This window comes from Janthinobacterium sp. GW823-FHT03B06, from assembly GCF_058796955.1.
This window is the reverse complement of the sequence record NZ_JBXAJE010000003.1, coordinates 544,116-560,688: the sequence shown is the minus strand read 5'-3', so window position 1 is coordinate 560,688 and position 16,573 is coordinate 544,116. Positions and strand designations below refer to the sequence as shown.

Annotated in this window: 19 protein-coding genes; 5 read left to right on the top strand and 14 right to left on the bottom strand. The window is 64.3% G+C overall.

Annotated elements, in window-relative coordinates; translation table 11 throughout:
* The first annotated feature begins 61 nt into the window (after positions 1 to 61).
* On the top strand, positions 62 to 523 hold the full coding sequence (locus AC1RBA_RS13585; protein ID WP_070218985.1) for an FKBP-type peptidyl-prolyl cis-trans isomerase: 462 nt from the start codon (positions 62 to 64) through the stop codon (positions 521 to 523).
* Positions 524 to 587: 64 nt separating this feature from the next.
* Here the strand turns inward: AC1RBA_RS13585 and AC1RBA_RS13580 are convergent, their stop codons facing one another.
* The 3 genes from AC1RBA_RS13580 to AC1RBA_RS13570 are packed head-to-tail and all read right to left on the bottom strand — an operon-like array spanning position 588 to position 2,672.
* Positions 588 to 1,259, bottom strand: coding sequence for a Dph6-related ATP pyrophosphatase (locus tag AC1RBA_RS13580; protein ID WP_492418628.1), 672 nt, complete (start codon positions 1,257 to 1,259; stop codon positions 588 to 590).
* Positions 1,256 to 1,723, bottom strand: a complete 468-nt coding sequence (locus AC1RBA_RS13575) for a GNAT family N-acetyltransferase (protein ID WP_070289398.1) — start codon at positions 1,721 to 1,723, stop codon at positions 1,256 to 1,258. Before AC1RBA_RS13575 ends, AC1RBA_RS13580 begins: the two co-directional genes overlap by 4 nt.
* Positions 1,724 to 1,763: 40 nt before the next feature.
* A complete protein-coding gene (locus AC1RBA_RS13570; protein WP_121670821.1) occupies positions 1,764 to 2,672 on the bottom strand; it encodes a LysR family transcriptional regulator in 909 nt (302 codons plus the stop codon).
* 107 nt (positions 2,673 to 2,779) lie between these two features.
* On the opposite strand from AC1RBA_RS13570, the gene AC1RBA_RS13565 reads away from it, so the two are divergent.
* On the top strand, positions 2,780 to 3,613 hold the full coding sequence (locus AC1RBA_RS13565) for a type 1 glutamine amidotransferase domain-containing protein (protein WP_492418625.1): 834 nt from the start codon (positions 2,780 to 2,782) through the stop codon (positions 3,611 to 3,613).
* Between the two features lie 58 nt (positions 3,614 to 3,671).
* Here the strand turns inward: AC1RBA_RS13565 and AC1RBA_RS13560 are convergent, their stop codons facing one another.
* Positions 3,672 to 4,097 carry an organic hydroperoxide resistance protein gene (locus AC1RBA_RS13560; protein ID WP_070289401.1) on the bottom strand — a complete coding sequence of 142 codons (426 nt, stop codon included), beginning with the start codon at positions 4,095 to 4,097 and terminating at the stop codon, positions 3,672 to 3,674.
* A gap of 284 nt (positions 4,098 to 4,381) precedes the next feature.
* Between AC1RBA_RS13560 and AC1RBA_RS13555 the strand changes: the two genes are divergently transcribed.
* Both AC1RBA_RS13555 and AC1RBA_RS13550 read left to right on the top strand, forming a co-directional pair.
* Entirely contained in the window at positions 4,382 to 5,647 is a 1,266-nt protein-coding gene (locus AC1RBA_RS13555; protein WP_070313092.1) for a histidine kinase, read from the top strand.
* Positions 5,634 to 6,416 (top strand): LytR/AlgR family response regulator transcription factor, encoded by a 783-nt coding sequence (locus AC1RBA_RS13550; RefSeq protein WP_121670823.1) that lies wholly within the window; start codon positions 5,634 to 5,636, stop codon positions 6,414 to 6,416. Before AC1RBA_RS13555 ends, AC1RBA_RS13550 begins: the two co-directional genes overlap by 14 nt.
* A 43-nt stretch (positions 6,417 to 6,459) precedes the next feature.
* On the opposite strand, the gene AC1RBA_RS13545 is transcribed toward AC1RBA_RS13550, so the two are convergent.
* From AC1RBA_RS13545 to AC1RBA_RS13515, 7 genes are all read right to left on the bottom strand, one after another.
* Complete coding sequence (locus AC1RBA_RS13545) at positions 6,460 to 7,503, bottom strand: histone deacetylase family protein (protein WP_492418622.1); 1,044 nt, start codon at positions 7,501 to 7,503, stop codon at positions 6,460 to 6,462.
* Between the two features lie 28 nt (positions 7,504 to 7,531).
* Entirely contained in the window at positions 7,532 to 9,133 is a 1,602-nt protein-coding gene (gene gshA, locus AC1RBA_RS13540; RefSeq protein WP_492418621.1) for a glutamate--cysteine ligase, read from the bottom strand.
* 216 nt (positions 9,134 to 9,349) lie between these two features.
* Positions 9,350 to 10,180 carry a peptide chain release factor N(5)-glutamine methyltransferase gene (prmC, locus tag AC1RBA_RS13535; protein WP_492418619.1) on the bottom strand — a complete coding sequence of 277 codons (831 nt, stop codon included), beginning with the start codon at positions 10,178 to 10,180 and terminating at the stop codon, positions 9,350 to 9,352.
* A 10-nt stretch (positions 10,181 to 10,190) separates the two neighbouring features.
* Positions 10,191 to 10,661 (bottom strand): disulfide bond formation protein B, encoded by a 471-nt coding sequence (locus tag AC1RBA_RS13530; RefSeq protein WP_492418799.1) that lies wholly within the window; start codon positions 10,659 to 10,661, stop codon positions 10,191 to 10,193.
* Between the two features lie 163 nt (positions 10,662 to 10,824).
* Complete coding sequence (gene prfA, locus AC1RBA_RS13525; RefSeq protein WP_475416953.1) at positions 10,825 to 11,901, bottom strand: peptide chain release factor 1; 1,077 nt, start codon at positions 11,899 to 11,901, stop codon at positions 10,825 to 10,827.
* A gap of 87 nt (positions 11,902 to 11,988) precedes the next feature.
* Positions 11,989 to 13,263: a glutamyl-tRNA reductase gene (hemA, locus tag AC1RBA_RS13520; RefSeq protein ID WP_070218996.1), complete on the bottom strand. Its 1,275-nt coding sequence runs from the start codon at positions 13,261 to 13,263 to the stop codon at positions 11,989 to 11,991.
* Positions 13,264 to 13,343: 80 nt separating this feature from the next.
* Positions 13,344 to 14,033, bottom strand: a complete 690-nt coding sequence (locus tag AC1RBA_RS13515) for a response regulator transcription factor (protein ID WP_046681910.1) — start codon at positions 14,031 to 14,033, stop codon at positions 13,344 to 13,346.
* Positions 14,034 to 14,201: 168 nt separating this feature from the next.
* Here AC1RBA_RS13515 and AC1RBA_RS13510 point away from each other — a divergent pair, with 168 nt between their 5' ends.
* Entirely contained in the window at positions 14,202 to 14,705 is a 504-nt protein-coding gene (locus tag AC1RBA_RS13510) for a hypothetical protein (RefSeq protein ID WP_492418617.1), read from the top strand.
* A 3-nt stretch (positions 14,706 to 14,708) separates the two neighbouring features.
* Here AC1RBA_RS13510 and minE read toward each other — a convergent pair whose 3' ends face one another.
* From minE to minC, 3 genes are read right to left on the bottom strand one after another with little or no spacing between them, the layout of a single operon-like run.
* Positions 14,709 to 14,960 (bottom strand): cell division topological specificity factor MinE, encoded by a 252-nt coding sequence (minE, locus tag AC1RBA_RS13505; RefSeq protein ID WP_034752886.1) that lies wholly within the window; start codon positions 14,958 to 14,960, stop codon positions 14,709 to 14,711.
* A 1-nt stretch (position 14,961) separates the two neighbouring features.
* Positions 14,962 to 15,777 carry a septum site-determining protein MinD gene (gene minD / locus AC1RBA_RS13500; RefSeq protein WP_034752889.1) on the bottom strand — a complete coding sequence of 272 codons (816 nt, stop codon included), beginning with the start codon at positions 15,775 to 15,777 and terminating at the stop codon, positions 14,962 to 14,964.
* Positions 15,778 to 15,814: 37 nt separating this feature from the next.
* A complete protein-coding gene (minC, locus tag AC1RBA_RS13495; protein ID WP_070289408.1) occupies positions 15,815 to 16,564 on the bottom strand; it encodes a septum site-determining protein MinC in 750 nt (249 codons plus the stop codon).
* Positions 16,565 to 16,573: the final 9 nt, after the last annotated feature.

Sequence of the window (16,573 nt, the reverse complement as noted above, 5' to 3'; positions counted from 1 at the left end):
GCTGCTCGCACTGGTCCGCACCGTACGGGCTGAGCCACACACCAATATTTAAAGGGAAACCATGAAATCGGTATTTCAAATGATCGCCACCCTCGCTTGCGCCGTGGCCCTGACCGCTTGCGGTGCCGCTGCCAACACCGAGAAACCGGTCGTGCTCGATCCGAATACGCAAGTGAAAGAACTGACCATTACCGATACGGTGACCGGCACCGGCACGGCGGCGGCAGCGGGCGACACCTTGCTGGTGACTTACACGGGCTGGCTGTATGACGCAAGCAAGCCGGGCAACAAGGGCGTGCAGTTCGATGCGAGCCCGGCAGGCAGCGGTTTTACTTTCCCTCTGGGTGTCGGCCGGGTCATCCTGGGCTGGGACCGCGGCCTGGTCGGCATGCAGGTCGGCGGCACGCGCACCCTGGCCATTCCGTATGACCTCGGTTATGGCAAGGCCGGCAGCGCGCCGAAGATTCCTGGCTACGCCGGCTTGCTGTTCGAGATCAAGCTGGTGAGCGTGACGAAAAAATAAGTACGCGCAGCGCACATGAAAAGGGCGATTCCACGGAATCGCCCTTTTTGCTTTGCTGGCCGGTTTAAGCGGGCGCCAGCTCCTGGAAGTAATACGTGGCGCCGCCCAGCTTGGCCGGCGCGTCATATTGCAGCACTTGCGTGCGGCGCAGCGCCACGGGGGCGCTGAAGGCGGGGCCGTCGTAGACGAAGGTGTGGAATTCGCCGTTTTCGCCGCAGGCATCGACGCCGGGCGGCAGGTCGGCCAAAAAGGCGGCGTCGAACTCGCGCCCGCAAAATTCGCGTGGCAGATGCTGGCCATTGATGCACACGACGATAGCCTTGAAGCCGGCGGCGAGAAATTCGTCGACCAGCGCGCGCCGCGCTTCGCCCCACAGCGGCAGGTGCGCCGTCAGGCCGGCGACCGCGCAGACTTTTTCTTCCCAGTCGCGGTGCGGCTGCAGGTCGATGTCGCCGAAGATGGCGTGCTCGATGCCCTCGGCCTTGGCCGCGCGCAGCGTGGCGACGAACTGTTTTTCATAGCTGGCCCAGCTGGCGTGATAGCGCTGCAGGCGCGCGCCCAGGCTGGCCGCCTGCGCTTCGAGCAACTCGGGCGGCACGCCGTGCGAGCGCGACTTGCGGCCATCTTCATCCATGGCCGTGATCAACAGCGGCACGTCCATGCCGGCGTTGCGGGCGCGCCACAGGGCCAGGCAGGAATCCTTGCCGCCGCTCCAGGAAATCAAGGCCGTCGTCATGCCGCTGGCTCCGCGCGCAGCATGTCGACGTGCTGGATGCCGTCTTCGTCATACGGCGCGCTGACGGTGACAAAGCCGAACGATTGATAAAAGCGTTCCAGATAGTGCTGCGCGCCGATGCGAATGGCGTGGCCCGGATGCTGGCGCTCGGCCCGCGCGATGCCCTCAAGCAACAACTGCTTGCCGGCGCCGCTGCTGCGCGCCTCGGGCGCCGTCAGCACGCGGCCCAGCGACATTTCCACATACTTGGCGCCCGGCGCCAGCACGCGCAGGTAGGCGGCCAGCCGGCGCTGGCCATCGGCCGTTTGCCAGCCCAGCAAGTGCATCGCCTGCTGGTCATGGCCGTCCAGGTCCGGATAAATGCACTGCTGTTCGATGACGAACACGCGCTGGCGCAAGGCCAGCACCTGGTACAAATCGTGGGGGCCGAGTTCGTCGAACGTGTTCCATTGCCAGCTGATCATGGTTCATCCTTGATTGAGAGTGGCCGTGATTTTACCGGCTTCACGCCCCCGGCGTGGGATAGCGCTGCGCATACCACTGCTTCAGGTGCTCGATGCAGCGCGTCACGCGGGGCGCCACCAGCTGGCGCGACGGGTAGATGGCGAACAGCGCCAGGCTGGGGCGCTCGATTTCCGGAAACAGCTCGACCAGGGCGCCGCTGGCCAGTTCCTCGCGGCAGACAAAGGTGGGCAGGATGCCGATGCCCAGGCCGCGCAGGATCAGGCTGCGCATGAACAGCGTGTTGTTGGTGCGCACCCAGTTCGGCACTTCGATATCGCTGTGCGGCCCCGCATGGCGCAGTGGCCAGCGGCTGCCGAACAGGGCGTGGCTGTAGATGAAGCAGCGCTGGCGCGTCAGGTCCGTGGGTTCGGCCAAGGGGCCGTGGCGTTCCAGGTAGGCGGGCGCGCAGCAGATGTGCAGGCGGTAGTCGTGGATGTGGCGCGCCACATAGCTCGAATCGGTGAGCGCGGTGGTGACGCGAAAGCCCAGGTCGTAATTGGCGGCCGCCAGGTCGACATATTCATCCTTCAGGTCGACGTCCAGGCGCAGCGCGGGCCAGTCGGCCATGAAATCGGCCAGGCCTTCGGCCAGCTCGCCCACGCCCAATGTCAGCGGCGCGTTGATGCGCAGGCGGCCCGTCACGTGCGCCGTGGAATGGGCCACCATGTCCTCCGCCTGCGCCAGCTCATCGAGCAGCTTGCGGCAGTGCTCGAGATAGGCGGCGCCCGTTTCCGTCAGGGCCAGCTGGCGCGTGGTGCGCGTCATCAGGCGCCCGCCCAGTTCCTGCTCCAGCTGGCCGATGCGCCGGCTCACGTACGAGGCCGACAAGTCCAGTTCATCGGCCGCGCGGCGAAAGCTGCCCAGCTCGGCCACGCGGCGAAACAGCTGCATCGCCTGCAATTTATCCATCCCGGCTCCATTCAGTCGTATTCCGCATCAGTACTGTGCATTATTCATCATTTTTCCGTATTTTGATTCGGAATATGCTGGTGTCCTCTCTACAGAAAGGCCACACCATGAAAAAATTACTGATCAGCAGCCTGTTGCTCGCCGCCTTTTCCACCGCCCAGGCGGCCGACGTCCTCGTCGTGCTGTCGGATGCGAATCATCTCGACTTGCGCGACGGTAAGGTCTTCCAAACGGGCTTTTATCTGAATGAACTGATGCAGCCGGTGAAAAAGCTGCTCGACGCGGGCCACACGGTGACGTTCGCCACGCCGCAGGGCCAGGCGCCGACCCTGGACGCCAGCTCCGATACGGACGCGTATTTTGGCGGCGACGCGGCGGTCCATGCGGCGCACAAGGCCTTGCTCGAGCAGCTGGCGCTGACGGTGCCGGGCCGCTCGCCCGTGATCAGCCTGAAACGGGTGGAGCAGATCGGCTATGGCCACTATGCGGCCGTGCTGGTGCCGGGCGGCCACGCGCCCATGCAGGACTTATTGAAGGACGCCAGCCTGGGCGCCTTGCTGCGCCAGTTCCACGCGGACGGCAAGCCGACGGCGCTGCTGTGCCATGGTCCCATCGCACTGCTGTCGGCCCTGCCGCAGGCGGCGCAGTTTACGGCCGCGCTGGAAGCGGGCCGGACGCCGCCCACGCCGGCTGACTGGATCTACAAGGGCTACCGCATGACGGTGATCAGCAATGAGGAAGAGCTGGCGGCGCAGGGCGCGCTGAAGGGCGGATTGATGAAGTTCTATCCGCAGTCGGGCTTGCAGGCGGCCGGCGCGCAATATGTGCAGAACCAGGCGCCGTGGACCAGCAATGTAGTGGTCGACCGCGAGTTGATCACGGGACAGAATCCCGCCTCGGCGCCGGCCCTGGCAGACAAGCTGCTGCAGGCGCTGCGCTAAAAAAAAGCCCCGGCGGCGCCAAGGCGCGGCCGGGGAGTTACAGTGCGTGCAGCGTGGATTACACGATCGTCAGCGTGACGTCGATGTTGCCGCGCGTGGCGTTCGAGTAGGGGCACACGATGTGGGCGGCGGCGACCAGCGCTTCGGCGGCGGCGCGGTCCATGCCCGGCAGCGAGATTTTCAGTTCCACTTCGATGCCGAAGCCCGTCTCGATGGCGCCGATGCCGACGTTGCCTTCGATCGACAGGTCCGCCGGCACGGCGATCTTGTCGCGGCCGCCGACGAATTTCATGGCGCCGATGAAGCAGGCCGAGTAGCCGGCGGCGAACAGTTGTTCCGGATTGGTGCCGACGGCGCCATTGCCGCCCAGTTCTTTTGGCGTCGTCAGCTTGACGTCCAGCACATTGTCGGACGACACGGCACGGCCTTCGCGGCCTCCGGTGGCGGTGGCTTGCGCGCGGTACAGGACTTGTTTGATCGACATGATGGTTTCCTTTAGGTGGATAAATAGGTGACTACTAAATAGTGTGCTACTTGTTTCGCGGGCCGTGGCCCCAGGATGCCCGTCTGAAGAAGCAATTCCGGCGTCCATGTGTGCAATATATATCGCGCACTATTTAATTGCAAGCGATTTTATTTTCAGGCGATGCGGATTTGTGCTTTATTTTCTTGCCTTTGTCGCCACTATGGGGCTTCCATCGCATAATGGCCACCGCCGCCGGCGCCGATCGCTATGCTTGGCCTCACTTCAATACCCAAGGAAAAATCATGACCAGCCTTTTCTTTATCCTGCGCCTCACCCTGGCCGCGATGCTCACGTACATCATCGCCACGGCGATCCTGGTCGAGAACTTTCTGCGCTATCTCTTTGGGAATACGGAAGGCTTCTTTGTCATCATCGGCGCCTTGCTGGCCTGCGCCGTCGTCACGAATGCGTTTTCGCACGTGCGCCGCGTGCGCCTGATCGCCGGCGCCGTCAATGCCGCCACCCTGTCGAGCCGCCAGCGGCGCCAGATCGAGATTCCGTTCGAGGCGGGCGAAGCGTTCGACATGGTCGATGCGGCCATCCGCGAACTGCCGGGCAGCGAAGTGGTGGAAAGCGCGCGCGACAGCCTGCAGGTGCAGGCGCGCGTGCGCCGCGCGGCGCCGTACACGCATACGGGCTTGCCCCGCATGCGCGTGCTGGGTTTCCTCGAGCCGCGGCCGAATCAGATCCTCGCCACCGTCACGCCGAATGGCGAGGCGGGCAGCGTGACCCTGATCTGCGAGCCGGCGCGCAATGCGTGGACCGACTGGTTCCTCGTCGACCATGGCAGCAACCTGGAAAACGCGGAGGCGGTGACGCGGGCCATCACGCGCCGGGTGGCGCAGCGCCGCCGCGGCGAGCAGGCCGAGGCGCGCCAGACGGTGACGGAAAAGGAACTGACGGTGGCCAAACTGAGCCTGCTGCATGCGCAGGTCGAGCCGCACTTCCTGTACAACACGCTGGCCAGCGCGCAGCTGCTCACGCGCAGCGACCCCGTGCGCGCCGACGCGATGCTGGGCAACCTGATCCTGTACCTGCGCCACTCGCTGCCGCGCACGGAGCAAGCCATGTCGACCCTGGGCACGGAGCTGGAACGGGCGCGCGCCTACCTCGACATCCTGAAAATCCGCATGGGCGAGCGTCTGAACCTGCAGATCGAGGTACCGCAATACCTGCGCCAGGTGGAGCTGCCGCCGATGATGCTGCAAACCCTGGTGGAAAACGCCATCAAGCATGGCCTGGAGCCGAAAAGCGGCGGCGGTACCATCTGGATCATGGCGCGCAGCGGCAATGGCACGGTGATCGTCACGGTGGCCGACGACGGCAAGGGTTTCAGCGACGACGGCGCCGGCACGGGCATTGGCCTGCGCAATGTGCGCGAGCGCCTGCGCCTGACCTACGGCAATGCCGCCGCGTTTGCCATCGTCGCCAACTTCCCCGACGGCGTGACGGCCACCATCACGGTGCCGGACAGCACGGCGCAAGGAGTGTCGTATGCATCCGCCTGAAATGACTTGCGTCGTCGCCGAAGATGAAACCCTGCTGCGCGATGCGCTCGTGGCCCTGCTGGCCGAAGAGTGGCCGGCACTGCGCATCGTCGCCGCCTGCGACGACGGCGGCACGGCGCTCGAGGCCATCGCCACGCGCAAGCCCGACGTCGCTTTCCTCGATATCCGCATGCCGGGCCTGACGGGGCTGGAAGTGGCGGGCGGCGCGCTCGAAGCGAGTCCCGCCACGCAGGTGGTGTTTGTCACGGCCTACGACCAGTACGCGATCGACGCCTTCGACAAGGGCGCCGTCGATTATTTGTTGAAACCGGTCGCCCGCGAGCGCCTGCAGGCGACCCTGCAGCGCGTGCGGGCGCGGACCGGCAAGGCCCGGGCGGGCGACGGCGCGCTGGCCGGCCTGCTGCAGCAATTGAGCAGCGCCTTGCCGGCGGCGGCCAAGTCGCCGCCGCTGGTGTGGCTGACGGCCAGCAGCGGCAAGGATACGCGTCTGATCATGGTGGAAGACATCGCCTATTTTCAATCCGACACCAAGTACACGGCCGTCATGACGGCCGACGGCGAGGCGCTGCTGCGCAAGCCGATCCGCGAACTGCTCGACGTGCTCGACCCGGCCATTTTCAAGCAGATCCACCGCTCCACCATCGTCAACATGAAGATGGTGGCGTCGGTGACGCGCGACGAGGTGGGACGCGGCGCCCTGCGCCTGAAGACGCGGCCGGAAACCCTGGCCGTGAGCCAGCCGTTCATGAGTTTGTTCCGGAATATGTAGGTCGGCTTAGCCCGCGAGGGCGTAAGCCGACATCACCACAGGCCTACTCCGCCGTCTCAAAACCTTCCAGCACGTTCACCACATTGATGCCGATTTCCTTCACCGCATAGCCGCCTTCGAGGATGAAGGCGGTGGGCAGGTTCAGATGCGCGAGGCGTTCGCCCACGCGCAGGTAGTCGCCGCTTTGCAGCGAGAAATGCGACAGCGGGTCGCCCACGAAGGTGTCGACACCGAGCGACACCACCAGCGCGTCGGGCGCGTACATATTGATGCGCAGGCAAGCCGTTTCCAGCGCGGCGAACCAGCTGGCCGTGGACGTGCCGGCCGGCAGCGGCAGGTTGACGTTGTAGCCGAGCCCCGCGCCGCTGCCCGTCTCGTCGGCGTGGCCCAGGTAAAACGGATATTCGCTGCGCGGGTCGGCGTGGATCGAGGCGAACAGCACGTCGTCGCGCGCATAAAAGATGCTCTGCGTGCCGTTGCCGTGGTGGTAATCGATGTCGAGGATGGCGACCTTGCGCGCGCCGTCGTCGAGCAGGTGCTGCGCGGCCAGGGCCGCGTTGTTCAGAAAACAGTAGCCGCCAAAGAAATCGCTGCCCGCATGGTGGCCCGGCGGGCGCGTGAGGGCGAACGTGGCCCGTTCGCCCAGGCGCAATGCGTGCGCCGCATTGACGGCGCAGTCGGCGCCCGTCTTGGCCGCCGTCCAGGTGCCGGCCGTCAGCGGCGTGCCGTTGTCCATCGAATACAGGCCCAGCTTGGCCGTGAAGTCGTCCGGTTCGATATCGCTGCGCAAGGTGCGCACGGGCCACACGGACGGCAAGGCATCCTTGCCCCCGTTGTCGGGGTCGAGCGCCAGCCAGTCGTGCCAGGCATGGCGCAGGAAATGCAGGTAGCGGGGCGTGTGGATGCGCTCCAAGGAGGTCAGCGGCACGCCGTGCGGCGTGACGATGCGGCCCAGGTTGCGCCGCCCCAGCTCGGCCACCACCATGTCGGCCCGCTCCGGTGTCTCGAAGCAGGGCACCATGGTGCCGCGAAACATCTCGAAGCGGCCCCGGTGCTGGCCGTGCAATTCATTGTAGAAGGTCAGCATGGGGTGCCAGGCAAAAAGTCAGGCAAGGTCAGGTGTGCGAACACAGGGTGCTGGCGCGGTAGGCGGCGACGAAGTCGTCGAAGCTGCCGGCGGGCGCCGCTTCCATGGCGCGCTGCTCGGCCAGCGAGCTGGCGGCCATCTCGTCGAAATACGCGCTTTGCTCGGGGGTGGGCGGCTGCGCGCGGAACCAGGCAGCGTGGCGTTCGCTCTGGCGCAGGCCGAAGGCGGCAAACGAGCCGCCGTTGGCGCGCAGTTCGGCCAGGACCTTGGCCGATGGCGTCGTGTCCGGGTCGGCCAGCTTACGGGCTTGCGCGGCCAGGCTGTCCGCGTGCTGCGTGCCGCCCTGGCGCGCGTCGAGCAGGGCGGCCACGGGCGCGATACGGGCCAGCAATTCCTCGCCCCAGGCTTGCAGGGTGATGTCTTCGCCATCGCGGCGCAGGCTCAAGCCCGGCTTGCGGCCTTCCTTGACGGTGCGGGCGAAATTGTTCGTGTAGCACGCGCTTTGCTCGGCAGAAATCGGCGCGCTGTCGTCGAGCGCGCAGAACAGCAAAAACGCGTCGAGGAAGCGGCCCGTTTCCAGGCTGATGCCCACCGGTTCGAACGGATCGACATCCATGCAGCGCACTTCGATGTATTGCACGCCGCGCAGGCACAGGGCCTGGATGGGGCGCTCGCCCGTGCGGATCACGCGCTTCGGGCGGATGGTCGAATAGTATTCATTTTCGATCTGCAGCACGTTGGTGGACAATTGGATCCACTCGCCATCCTTCTTCGTGCCCAGCGTTTCGTACGGCGGATACGGGTCGTTGACGGCGTGCGTGAGGGCGTTGACGTAATCATCGAGGCTGTTTTCGTGCGGGCGCAGGCCGGACTGGGCGTCGTTCTGGTAGCCGAGGTCGCTCATGCGCAGGCTGGTCGCGTACGGCAGGAACAGGGTATCGTCGGACAAGGTGTCGAGCTTGTGCGCGCGGCCGCGCAGGAATCCGGCGGACAGGGCCGGCGAGGCGCCGAACAGGTACATCAACAGCCAGCTGTAGCGGCGGAAATTGCGGATCGTCGCCAGGTAGCTTTCCGACTGTACGTCTTTTGGCGTCGCGGCTGCGTGCGTGGGGCTGGCGCTGGTGTCCGGATGGCTGGCCAGCACTTGCCACAGCTGCTCGTCGAGCGAATAGTTGTAATGGATGCCGGCGATGCATTGCATGGCCTTGCCGTAGCGCAATGCCAGGCCGCGCCGGTAGACGTGCTTGAGCATGCCCATGTTCGACGTGCCGTAGTTGGCGATCTCGATGTCCGCTTCGGGCGGCAGCTGGCAGGGCATCGACTGGCTCCACAGCAACTCGTCGCCGAGGCGGCTGTAGGCATGGCGGTGCACGGTATCGAGCTTGTCGAGCGTGACGGCGATGTCGGCTTCGGCCGGGGTGATGAATTCGAGCAGCGCTTCGGCGTAGTCGGTGGTGATTTCAGGGTGCGTCAGCGCCGAGCCCAGGGCGGCGGGGTGGGGCGTGGAAGCCAGATGGCCGGCGTGGTCGACGCGCAGGGTTTCGCGCTCGATGCCGCGCAAGCCGCCCAGCAGCGCGCGGTTGGCATCTTCGGTCAGCAATGCCAGGCGGCGAGTCAACAGGTTGGGCAATTTGAGCTTCCTTTCTTGTGCAGCATATAAATAATTTGTGCTGAGATTAACCGAATTTTGGCAAATGCGTCGGCGCCGGCCCAAAAAACGCCGCGTCGCCAGCGTCCGCCCCGGGCAACGGGGACGGCGCTTCGGTCAGGAATTCGCTTGATATTTTAACAAACTGCGGGGGGATCTGGCGCGCCGCCGGGTCAAGCTTTGCGCAGGTGGCAACGGTCAGCCCAGGCGGGCGCCGCTGACTCTTTCGATGCCGGCCAGGTCGCGCCAGCTTTGCACCTTGTTGTAGCCGGCAGCTGCCAGCAGCTCGCGCACGGATGCCGCCTGGTCGTAGCCGTGTTCCATCAGCAGCCAGGCGCCGGACGCCAGGTGGCGCGCGGCGCCGGCAACGATGGTGCGCAGGGCCGACAGGCCGTCCGCATGGTCGGTCAGCGCGCCCGCCGGCTCGAAGCGCAAATCGCCTTCGGCCAGGTGGCGGTCGCCGCTGGCGATGTAGGGGGGATTGGAGACGATCAGGTCGAACTTTTCCGTGCCCAGCGCTTCGAACCAGTCGCTGGCCATGAAGGTGATGTTGACGCCGTTGGCGCTGGCGTTGCGACGCGCCACGGCCAGCGCCGTGCTGCTCACGTCCAGGGCCGTGACGACGGCGTCGGGCCGCGTATGCGCCAGCGCGACGGCGATGGCGCCGCTGCCCGTGCCCATGTCGAGCACCCGTCCGCCCGGCGGCAGGCGCTCGAGCGCCAGTTCCACCAGCACTTCCGTATCGGGGCGGGGGATCAGCACGGCGTCGTTCACTTCGAACGGCAAGCCGAAAAATTCGCGCTGGCCGACGATGTAGGCGATCGGCTCGCCCTGCAGCCGGCGCGCCAGCAAGCCCGATAACCGCTCGGTTTCATCAGGAGTAAGGACTCGCTCCGATTGCGTGATCAAGCTGACGCGCGACAGGCCCAGCGCATGGCCCAGCAGGATGCGGTTGTCGAGCGGGTCGAGCAGCGGACGGATTTGCAGGGCGCCGACAGTGCTGCCGGCGGGGATCAGTGTTTCTGGCATAGATAATTGATTATTGTTTGCGGCGCAGCAAAGTCCACAACATGGTGATGGCGAAGATGGCGAACCAGATGAATGCCCATTGCGGAATCGACAGGCCGAAAAATGGCTCGCCGGCATTTTCGCAGGCGCCATACGATTCAAACATGAAGGGCATGAGTTCGGCCGTGAAGACCTTGTTCAGCGCCGTTTCCACCGGATCGATGCCGCACGAGAAGCCGGGGTTGGCCAGCACGTACAAATGCTTGGCGCCCACGCCCAGGCCGCCCAGGGCCGCCAGCAAGCCGACGCCGGCGCCGATCTTCGGACGGTTGGCTGCCGCGCCAGCCAGGCAGGCGATGCCGATGGCGAGGAACAGGTAACGCTGGATCACGCACAGCGGGCACGGCGCCATGTTCATGGCATGCTGCAAATACATGGCCACGCCCAGCATCAGGAAACACAGGGCGGCGGTCAACAGGAGGACGGTGCGTGAATTTTTCATGGGCGACACGGTGAGGTGGATGGAATCGAGCTGGTCATTTTCGCACAAGGGCCGATTTTTATTGCTTAGCCGCTACTTAAAGCTGTCGGCTTACGCGCTGCGCGCTAAGCCGACCTACAACTTAACGCGGGGTCAGACCCGCCGGGTCTGACCCCGGCTATTGCTAATCGCCCAGCGCTGCTAAAAGTTCCGCCTGGTGCTCCGCCGCCAGCGCATTCGTCAGCTCCGTCAAATCCCCATCCATGATGAAGTCCAGTTTATATAACGTCAGGTTGATGCGGTGGTCCGTCAGGCGGCCTTGCGGGAAATTATAGGTGCGGATGCGCTCGCTGCGGTCTCCCGAGCCGATCAGGCTCTTGCGCGTGGCCGCTTCCTTCGACTGCTGCTCGCGCAATTGCACGTCCTTGATGCGCGCGGCCAGCACTTTCATCGCCTGCGCCTTGTTCTTGTGCTGGCTGCGGTCATCCTGGCACTCGACGACGATGCCGGTCGGCAAGTGGGTGATGCGCACGGCCGAATCCGTCTTGTTGATGTGCTGTCCGCCCGCGCCCGAGGCGCGGTAGGTGTCGATGCGCAGGTCGGCCGGGTTGATGTTGACGTCTTCCACTTCATCGGCTTCCGGCATCACGGCCACCGTGCAGGCGGACGTGTGGATGCGGCCCTGCGTTTCCGTGGCCGGCACGCGCTGCACGCGGTGGCCGCCCGACTCGAATTTCAGCTTCGAATACGCGCCATTGCCGACCACGCGCACGATCACCTCGCGGTAGCCGCCCAGGTCGGAATCGGACGAGGACACCAGTTCCACCTGCCAGCGGTTGCGCTCGGCAAAGCGCGTGTACATGCGCAGCAGGTCGCCGGCGAACAGGGCCGATTCATCGCCGCCCGTGCCGGCGCGAATTTCCAGGAAGATATTGCGCTCATCGTTGACGTCCTTCGGCAGCAGCATGGTCTGCAGTTCGCGCTCGAGCCGCGCCATGGTGGCCTTGGCCGCCTCGATCTCTTCCTGGGCGAATTCCTTCATGTCCGGATCGCCCAGCATCTCTTGCGCCGTGGCGATGTCGTTGCCCGCTTCCTGGTAGGAGCGGTACAGGGCCACCAGCGGGCCCAGTTCGGCGTGCTCGCGCGTCATCTTGCGGTAGCTGTCCATGTTCGACGTGGCGTCCGGATGCATCAGCAGTTCGTCGAGTTCGACCAGGCGGTTCGCCAGTTGATCGAGTTTGGCCAGCATGGATGGTTTCATAGCGATTCGCGGTAAAAGAGTGTAGGGATGATGCAAGCCCGGCAGGCGGGCAGGGGTAGCCGCGCGCGGGCGGCCAGCGGGGCTGCGCTAACGGCGGGGGCGGAACAGTTTCGGCAGCAGGGTGACCAGCTGCTTGCGCTCGTCGCCTTGCGCATGGTGCAGCGCTTGCTGCGGGCCGTGCAGGAACTTGGCCGTCAAGCCTTTCGACAGCGCTTCGAGTACGGCGTCGATGTCGGCGCCCTTGGCCAGCATCTTGCGCGCCCGTTCCACTTCCAGCAGGCGCAAGGTTTCGCTGTTTTCATGCAGATGCTGGATGACGGGCACCATGGCACGGTCGTCGACCCAGCTCATGAAGGATTGCACGCGCGTTTCGATGATGGCTTCGGCTTGCGCCACGGCCGCTTGGCGGCTTTCCAGGCCCGTCTGCACGACCTTGCCCAGGTCGTCGACCGTGTACAGGAAGACGTCGTTCAAACGGCCCACTTCCGCCTCGATGTCGCGCGGCACGGCCAGGTCGACCATGAACATGGGCTTGTGGCGGCGCGCCTTGATGGCGCGCTCGACCAGGCCCAGGCCCAGCAGCGGCAAGGACGATGCCGTGCACGAGATGACGATGTCGAACTGGTGCAGCTGCTCCGGCAGGTCGGCCAGGCGGATCGCCGTGCCGTTGAAGCGGTGCGCGAGTTCCTCGCCCCGTTCCATGGTGCGGTTGGCAATGGTGATGCTTTTCGGGTTTTGCGCGGCAAAGTGCGTGGCGCACAATTCGATCATTTCGCCGGCGCCGATGAACAGCACGTTCTGCTCGGCGATCTTGTCGAAGATACGCTGCGACAGGCGCACGGCGGCGGCCGCCATGGATACGCTGTGGGCGCCGATTTCCGTGCTGCTGCGCACTTCCTTGGCCACCGAAAAGCTGCGCTGGAACAACTGGTGCAGATACGTGCCCAGGCCGCCCGCCTCGTCGGCCGTGCGGATGGCGTCCTTGATCTGCCCCAGGATCTGCGTTTCGCCCAGCACCATCGAATCGAGCCCGGAGGCGACGCGGAAGGTGTGGCGCACGGCATCGTGCTGCGGCAGCATGTACAAGTGGGGGCGCAGCTCGCTGTAGTTGAGCTGGTGGTAGTCGGCCAGGAAATGCGCACCGGCGTCGAGCGGGTTCGGCACATGGCTGGCCGCATACAGTTCGGTGCGGTTGCAGGTCGACAGGATGGCCGCTTCGTCGTTGTCGCGCAAGTCGATGCGCTGGAACCAGGTGCGCGCCGCCATCACCGCCTGGCCCAAGTGCTCAGGCGCAAACGCCAGCTGTTCGCGGAGCGACACTGGGGCGGTGGTATGGTTGAGGCCGACGGCGAGCAGTTGCATTTCAGGGCTGTTGGATGACTTATGGCGACATTATAACGCTTTGTGCCCGCGCTTTGAGCAGGTCAGCCGTTTGCCGCCGTTCAGCCGCCCAGTTTTTCCAGGCGATAACCGTAGCTGTAGACGGGCACGAGCCGGTAGCCGTGTTCCGGTTTCAGCTGCAGCTTGTTGCGCACGCGCGAGACGTGGGTATCCATGGTGCGCGAGGGCAGGGCCGTGTCGCGCTGCCACACGGCTTCGTGGATGTAGGCGCGCGACAGGGGACGGCCCAGGTTGCGGAAAAACAGCAGCGCCAGGGCGAATTCCTTGTGCGTCACGTCCAGCACTTCGCCATCGCGCAACAGGCGGCCGGGACGGGTTTCAAACGTGTAATGACCAAATTGCAAGTACTCGGCGCCATTCTGGGCCGGGTACGCCACGCGCAGCAGCGCCTGGGTGCGCAAGGTCAGTTCGCTGCGCCGCAGGGGCTTGATCATGTAGTCGTCGGCGCCTGCCGTCATGCCCGCCACCACGTCGTCTTCGCCGGAACTGTTGGTCATAAACAACACGGGCGCCTTCGGCGCCAGTTTTTCCCGGGCACGGCGCAAGACTTCCGCACCGTCCAGATCGCTCACATGCCAGTCGAGGATGAGCATGTCGCAACTGTCCTTGCGCAGCTGCCCCAGCATTTCCTTGCCACTCTGAAACTCGTGGCAAGCGTGGCCGGCGGCGGTGAGCACCTGGCAGATCAGTTCTGCCTGGCTATGGTCGCTATCGAGTACGGCAATTCGCATAATTGGCTGGAGTGTGTAGCAACAAACAGACGGTCTGCTCTGCTTATCGTAATGTTAAGGAATGCTCAAGTGAAATATAACAGAGATTGCAACTGTGTCCAGTGAAATCGGAGGGCAGATCCTTTACGTTACACTTGTTCATCTACCCCTACTAGCGGAGAAGCGGCCATGCCAGACAAGAGCACTACCGATTGGACACTGATACCGGCCAGTCGTGCCGAAATCGAGCAAGTGCGCGAGCGTTGCCGGAGCCTGGTGCAGCGGCGCGCCATGATGTCGGCGGGCGCCTCGGCCATCCCCATTCCCGGCATCGACCTGATGTCCGACGTGGGTCTGTTTTCCATGTTGATCAACGATATCAACCACGAATTCGGCCTGACGCCCGAGCAGATCGAGCGCCTGAACCCGCAGTTCAAGATGATGGCCTACCGCGCGGCGGTGGGCATGGGGGGCATGCTGGTAGGAAAGCTGGTGTCGCGCGAACTGATCCTCCACCTGCTCAAGCGCAGCGGCGTCAAGATTGCCACCAAGCAGGTGGCGCGCTTCGTGCCGTTCGCCGGCCAGGCGGTGGCGGCAGCCATCGGCTACGCCGTGTTCCGCCAGATCGGCAACCAGCACGTGAACGCCTGCGCCGCGGTGGCGCAGGAATTGCTCACGGTCAGGCCGGAGTAAACCTTACGCGTCCGGCAGCACCACGTTGACGTCGAGCACTTCCAGGTTGCCCTGGCGGTCCAGCGAGATCTTGATGTCGTCGGCATTCACCTTGGTGTACTTGGAAATGACAGCGATCAATTCCTTGTGCAGGGCGGGCAGGAAGTCCGGACCATCGCGTCCGCTGCGTTCGCGGGCGATGATGATCTGCAGGCGTTCCTTGGCCGCGGTGGCCGTCTTCGGCTTGGGGGGGAAGAGGAAAGAAAGCAAGGCCATATCACTTCGCCCCAAAAATGCGCTGGAGTAATCCAGGCTTTTCATAGTTGGTAAAGCGCAACTCGACCTCTTCGCCGAGGAAACGCGAGACCACGTCTTCATAGGCTTGCGCCACGTCCGTGCCCGTGAAATGGATGGCCGGATTGCCTTGGTTCGAGGCGGCCAGCACTTGCTCCGATTCCGGGATGATGCCCACCAGCGGGATGCGCAGGATTTCCTGCACGTCCTGATAGGACAGCATTTCATCCGATTCCACGCGTTTCGGCGAGTAGCGGGTGATCAGCAAATGTTCCTTGACCGGTTCGCCGCCCGTCTGCGCGCGGCGCGACTTGGCTTGCAGGATGCCGAGGATGCGGTCCGAATCGCGCACCGACGACACTTCCGGATTGGTGACGATGATGGCTTCGTCGGCGAACGTCAGCGCCATCAGCGCGCCATGCTCGATGCCGGCCGGCGAATCGCAGATGATGAACTCGAAACCCATGTTGATCAGGTCGTTCAACACGCGTTCCACGCCTTCTTCCGACAAGGCATCCTTGTCGCGCGTCTGCGAGGCGGGCAGGATGAACAGGTTGTCGCAGTGCTTGTCCTTGATCAGGGCCTGGTTCAGGGTTGCTTCTTTATTGATCACATTGATCAAGTCATACACGACGCGGCGCTCGCAACCCATGATCAGGTCGAGGTTGCGCAGGCCCACGTCGAAATCGAGCACGGCTGTCTTGTGGCCGCGCATGGCCAGGCCAGTGGAAAAACTGGCGCTAGAGGTCGTCTTGCCGACACCGCCCTTGCCGGACGTCACAACAATAATTCTTGCCACAAATAATCCTTTTCAGATATCTCTTGAATTGTGCAGCTTAAGAGCGGTTCACGGGAGTGACCGGATTGACAGAGTGTATATCGATTCTGTCTCCAGCCAAACGAATTTGCGCGGGTCCGCGCGCCATTTCTGCAGGGAAACCATCCTCGAACGTGCGGTATACGCCCGCGATCGAGACCAGTTCCGGTTCCATGGCCAGCGCGAAGATGCGCGCCTGGGGATTGCCCGAGGCGCCGGCCAGCGCGCGGCCGTACAGCGAGGAATACACGTGGATGCTGCCGTCGGCGATGATTTCGGCGCCATTGTTGACGACGGCAGTGATGATCAGGTCGCAGCCGCGCGCATAGATGCGCTGGCCGGCCCGCACGGGCGTGTCGATCACCATCACCTGGGCGTCGGCGCCCGACTGGGCCGCCGCCGTGGGTGTATCCTTGGGACCATCCTTGGGCGGCGCATCGTCGCGCGTCTTGCCGCTGTCGAGGCTCAAGCCTTGCGCCAGGATGGCGTCATGCATGTCGGCCGGCGCATTGCGCACGGCCACGGCATTCAAACGGTATTTTTTCAGCAGGGCCACGAGGGCGGCCCAGTCGATGGGCACGCTGCCGGGCGGCAAGGCCGCCACGTCCAGCACGGCCAGGTCGTCTTCGAAAAAGTCCGCCACGCCTCCCGTCATGTCGCGCAAGGCGGCATCGAGTGCCTGCGTATCGGCGCTATGCAGGATGGCGGAGACAGCAACGACGGTGGAAATCTTGATTTCGATAGGCTTCTGCGACGGGCTTTTGGACATAAACATTTA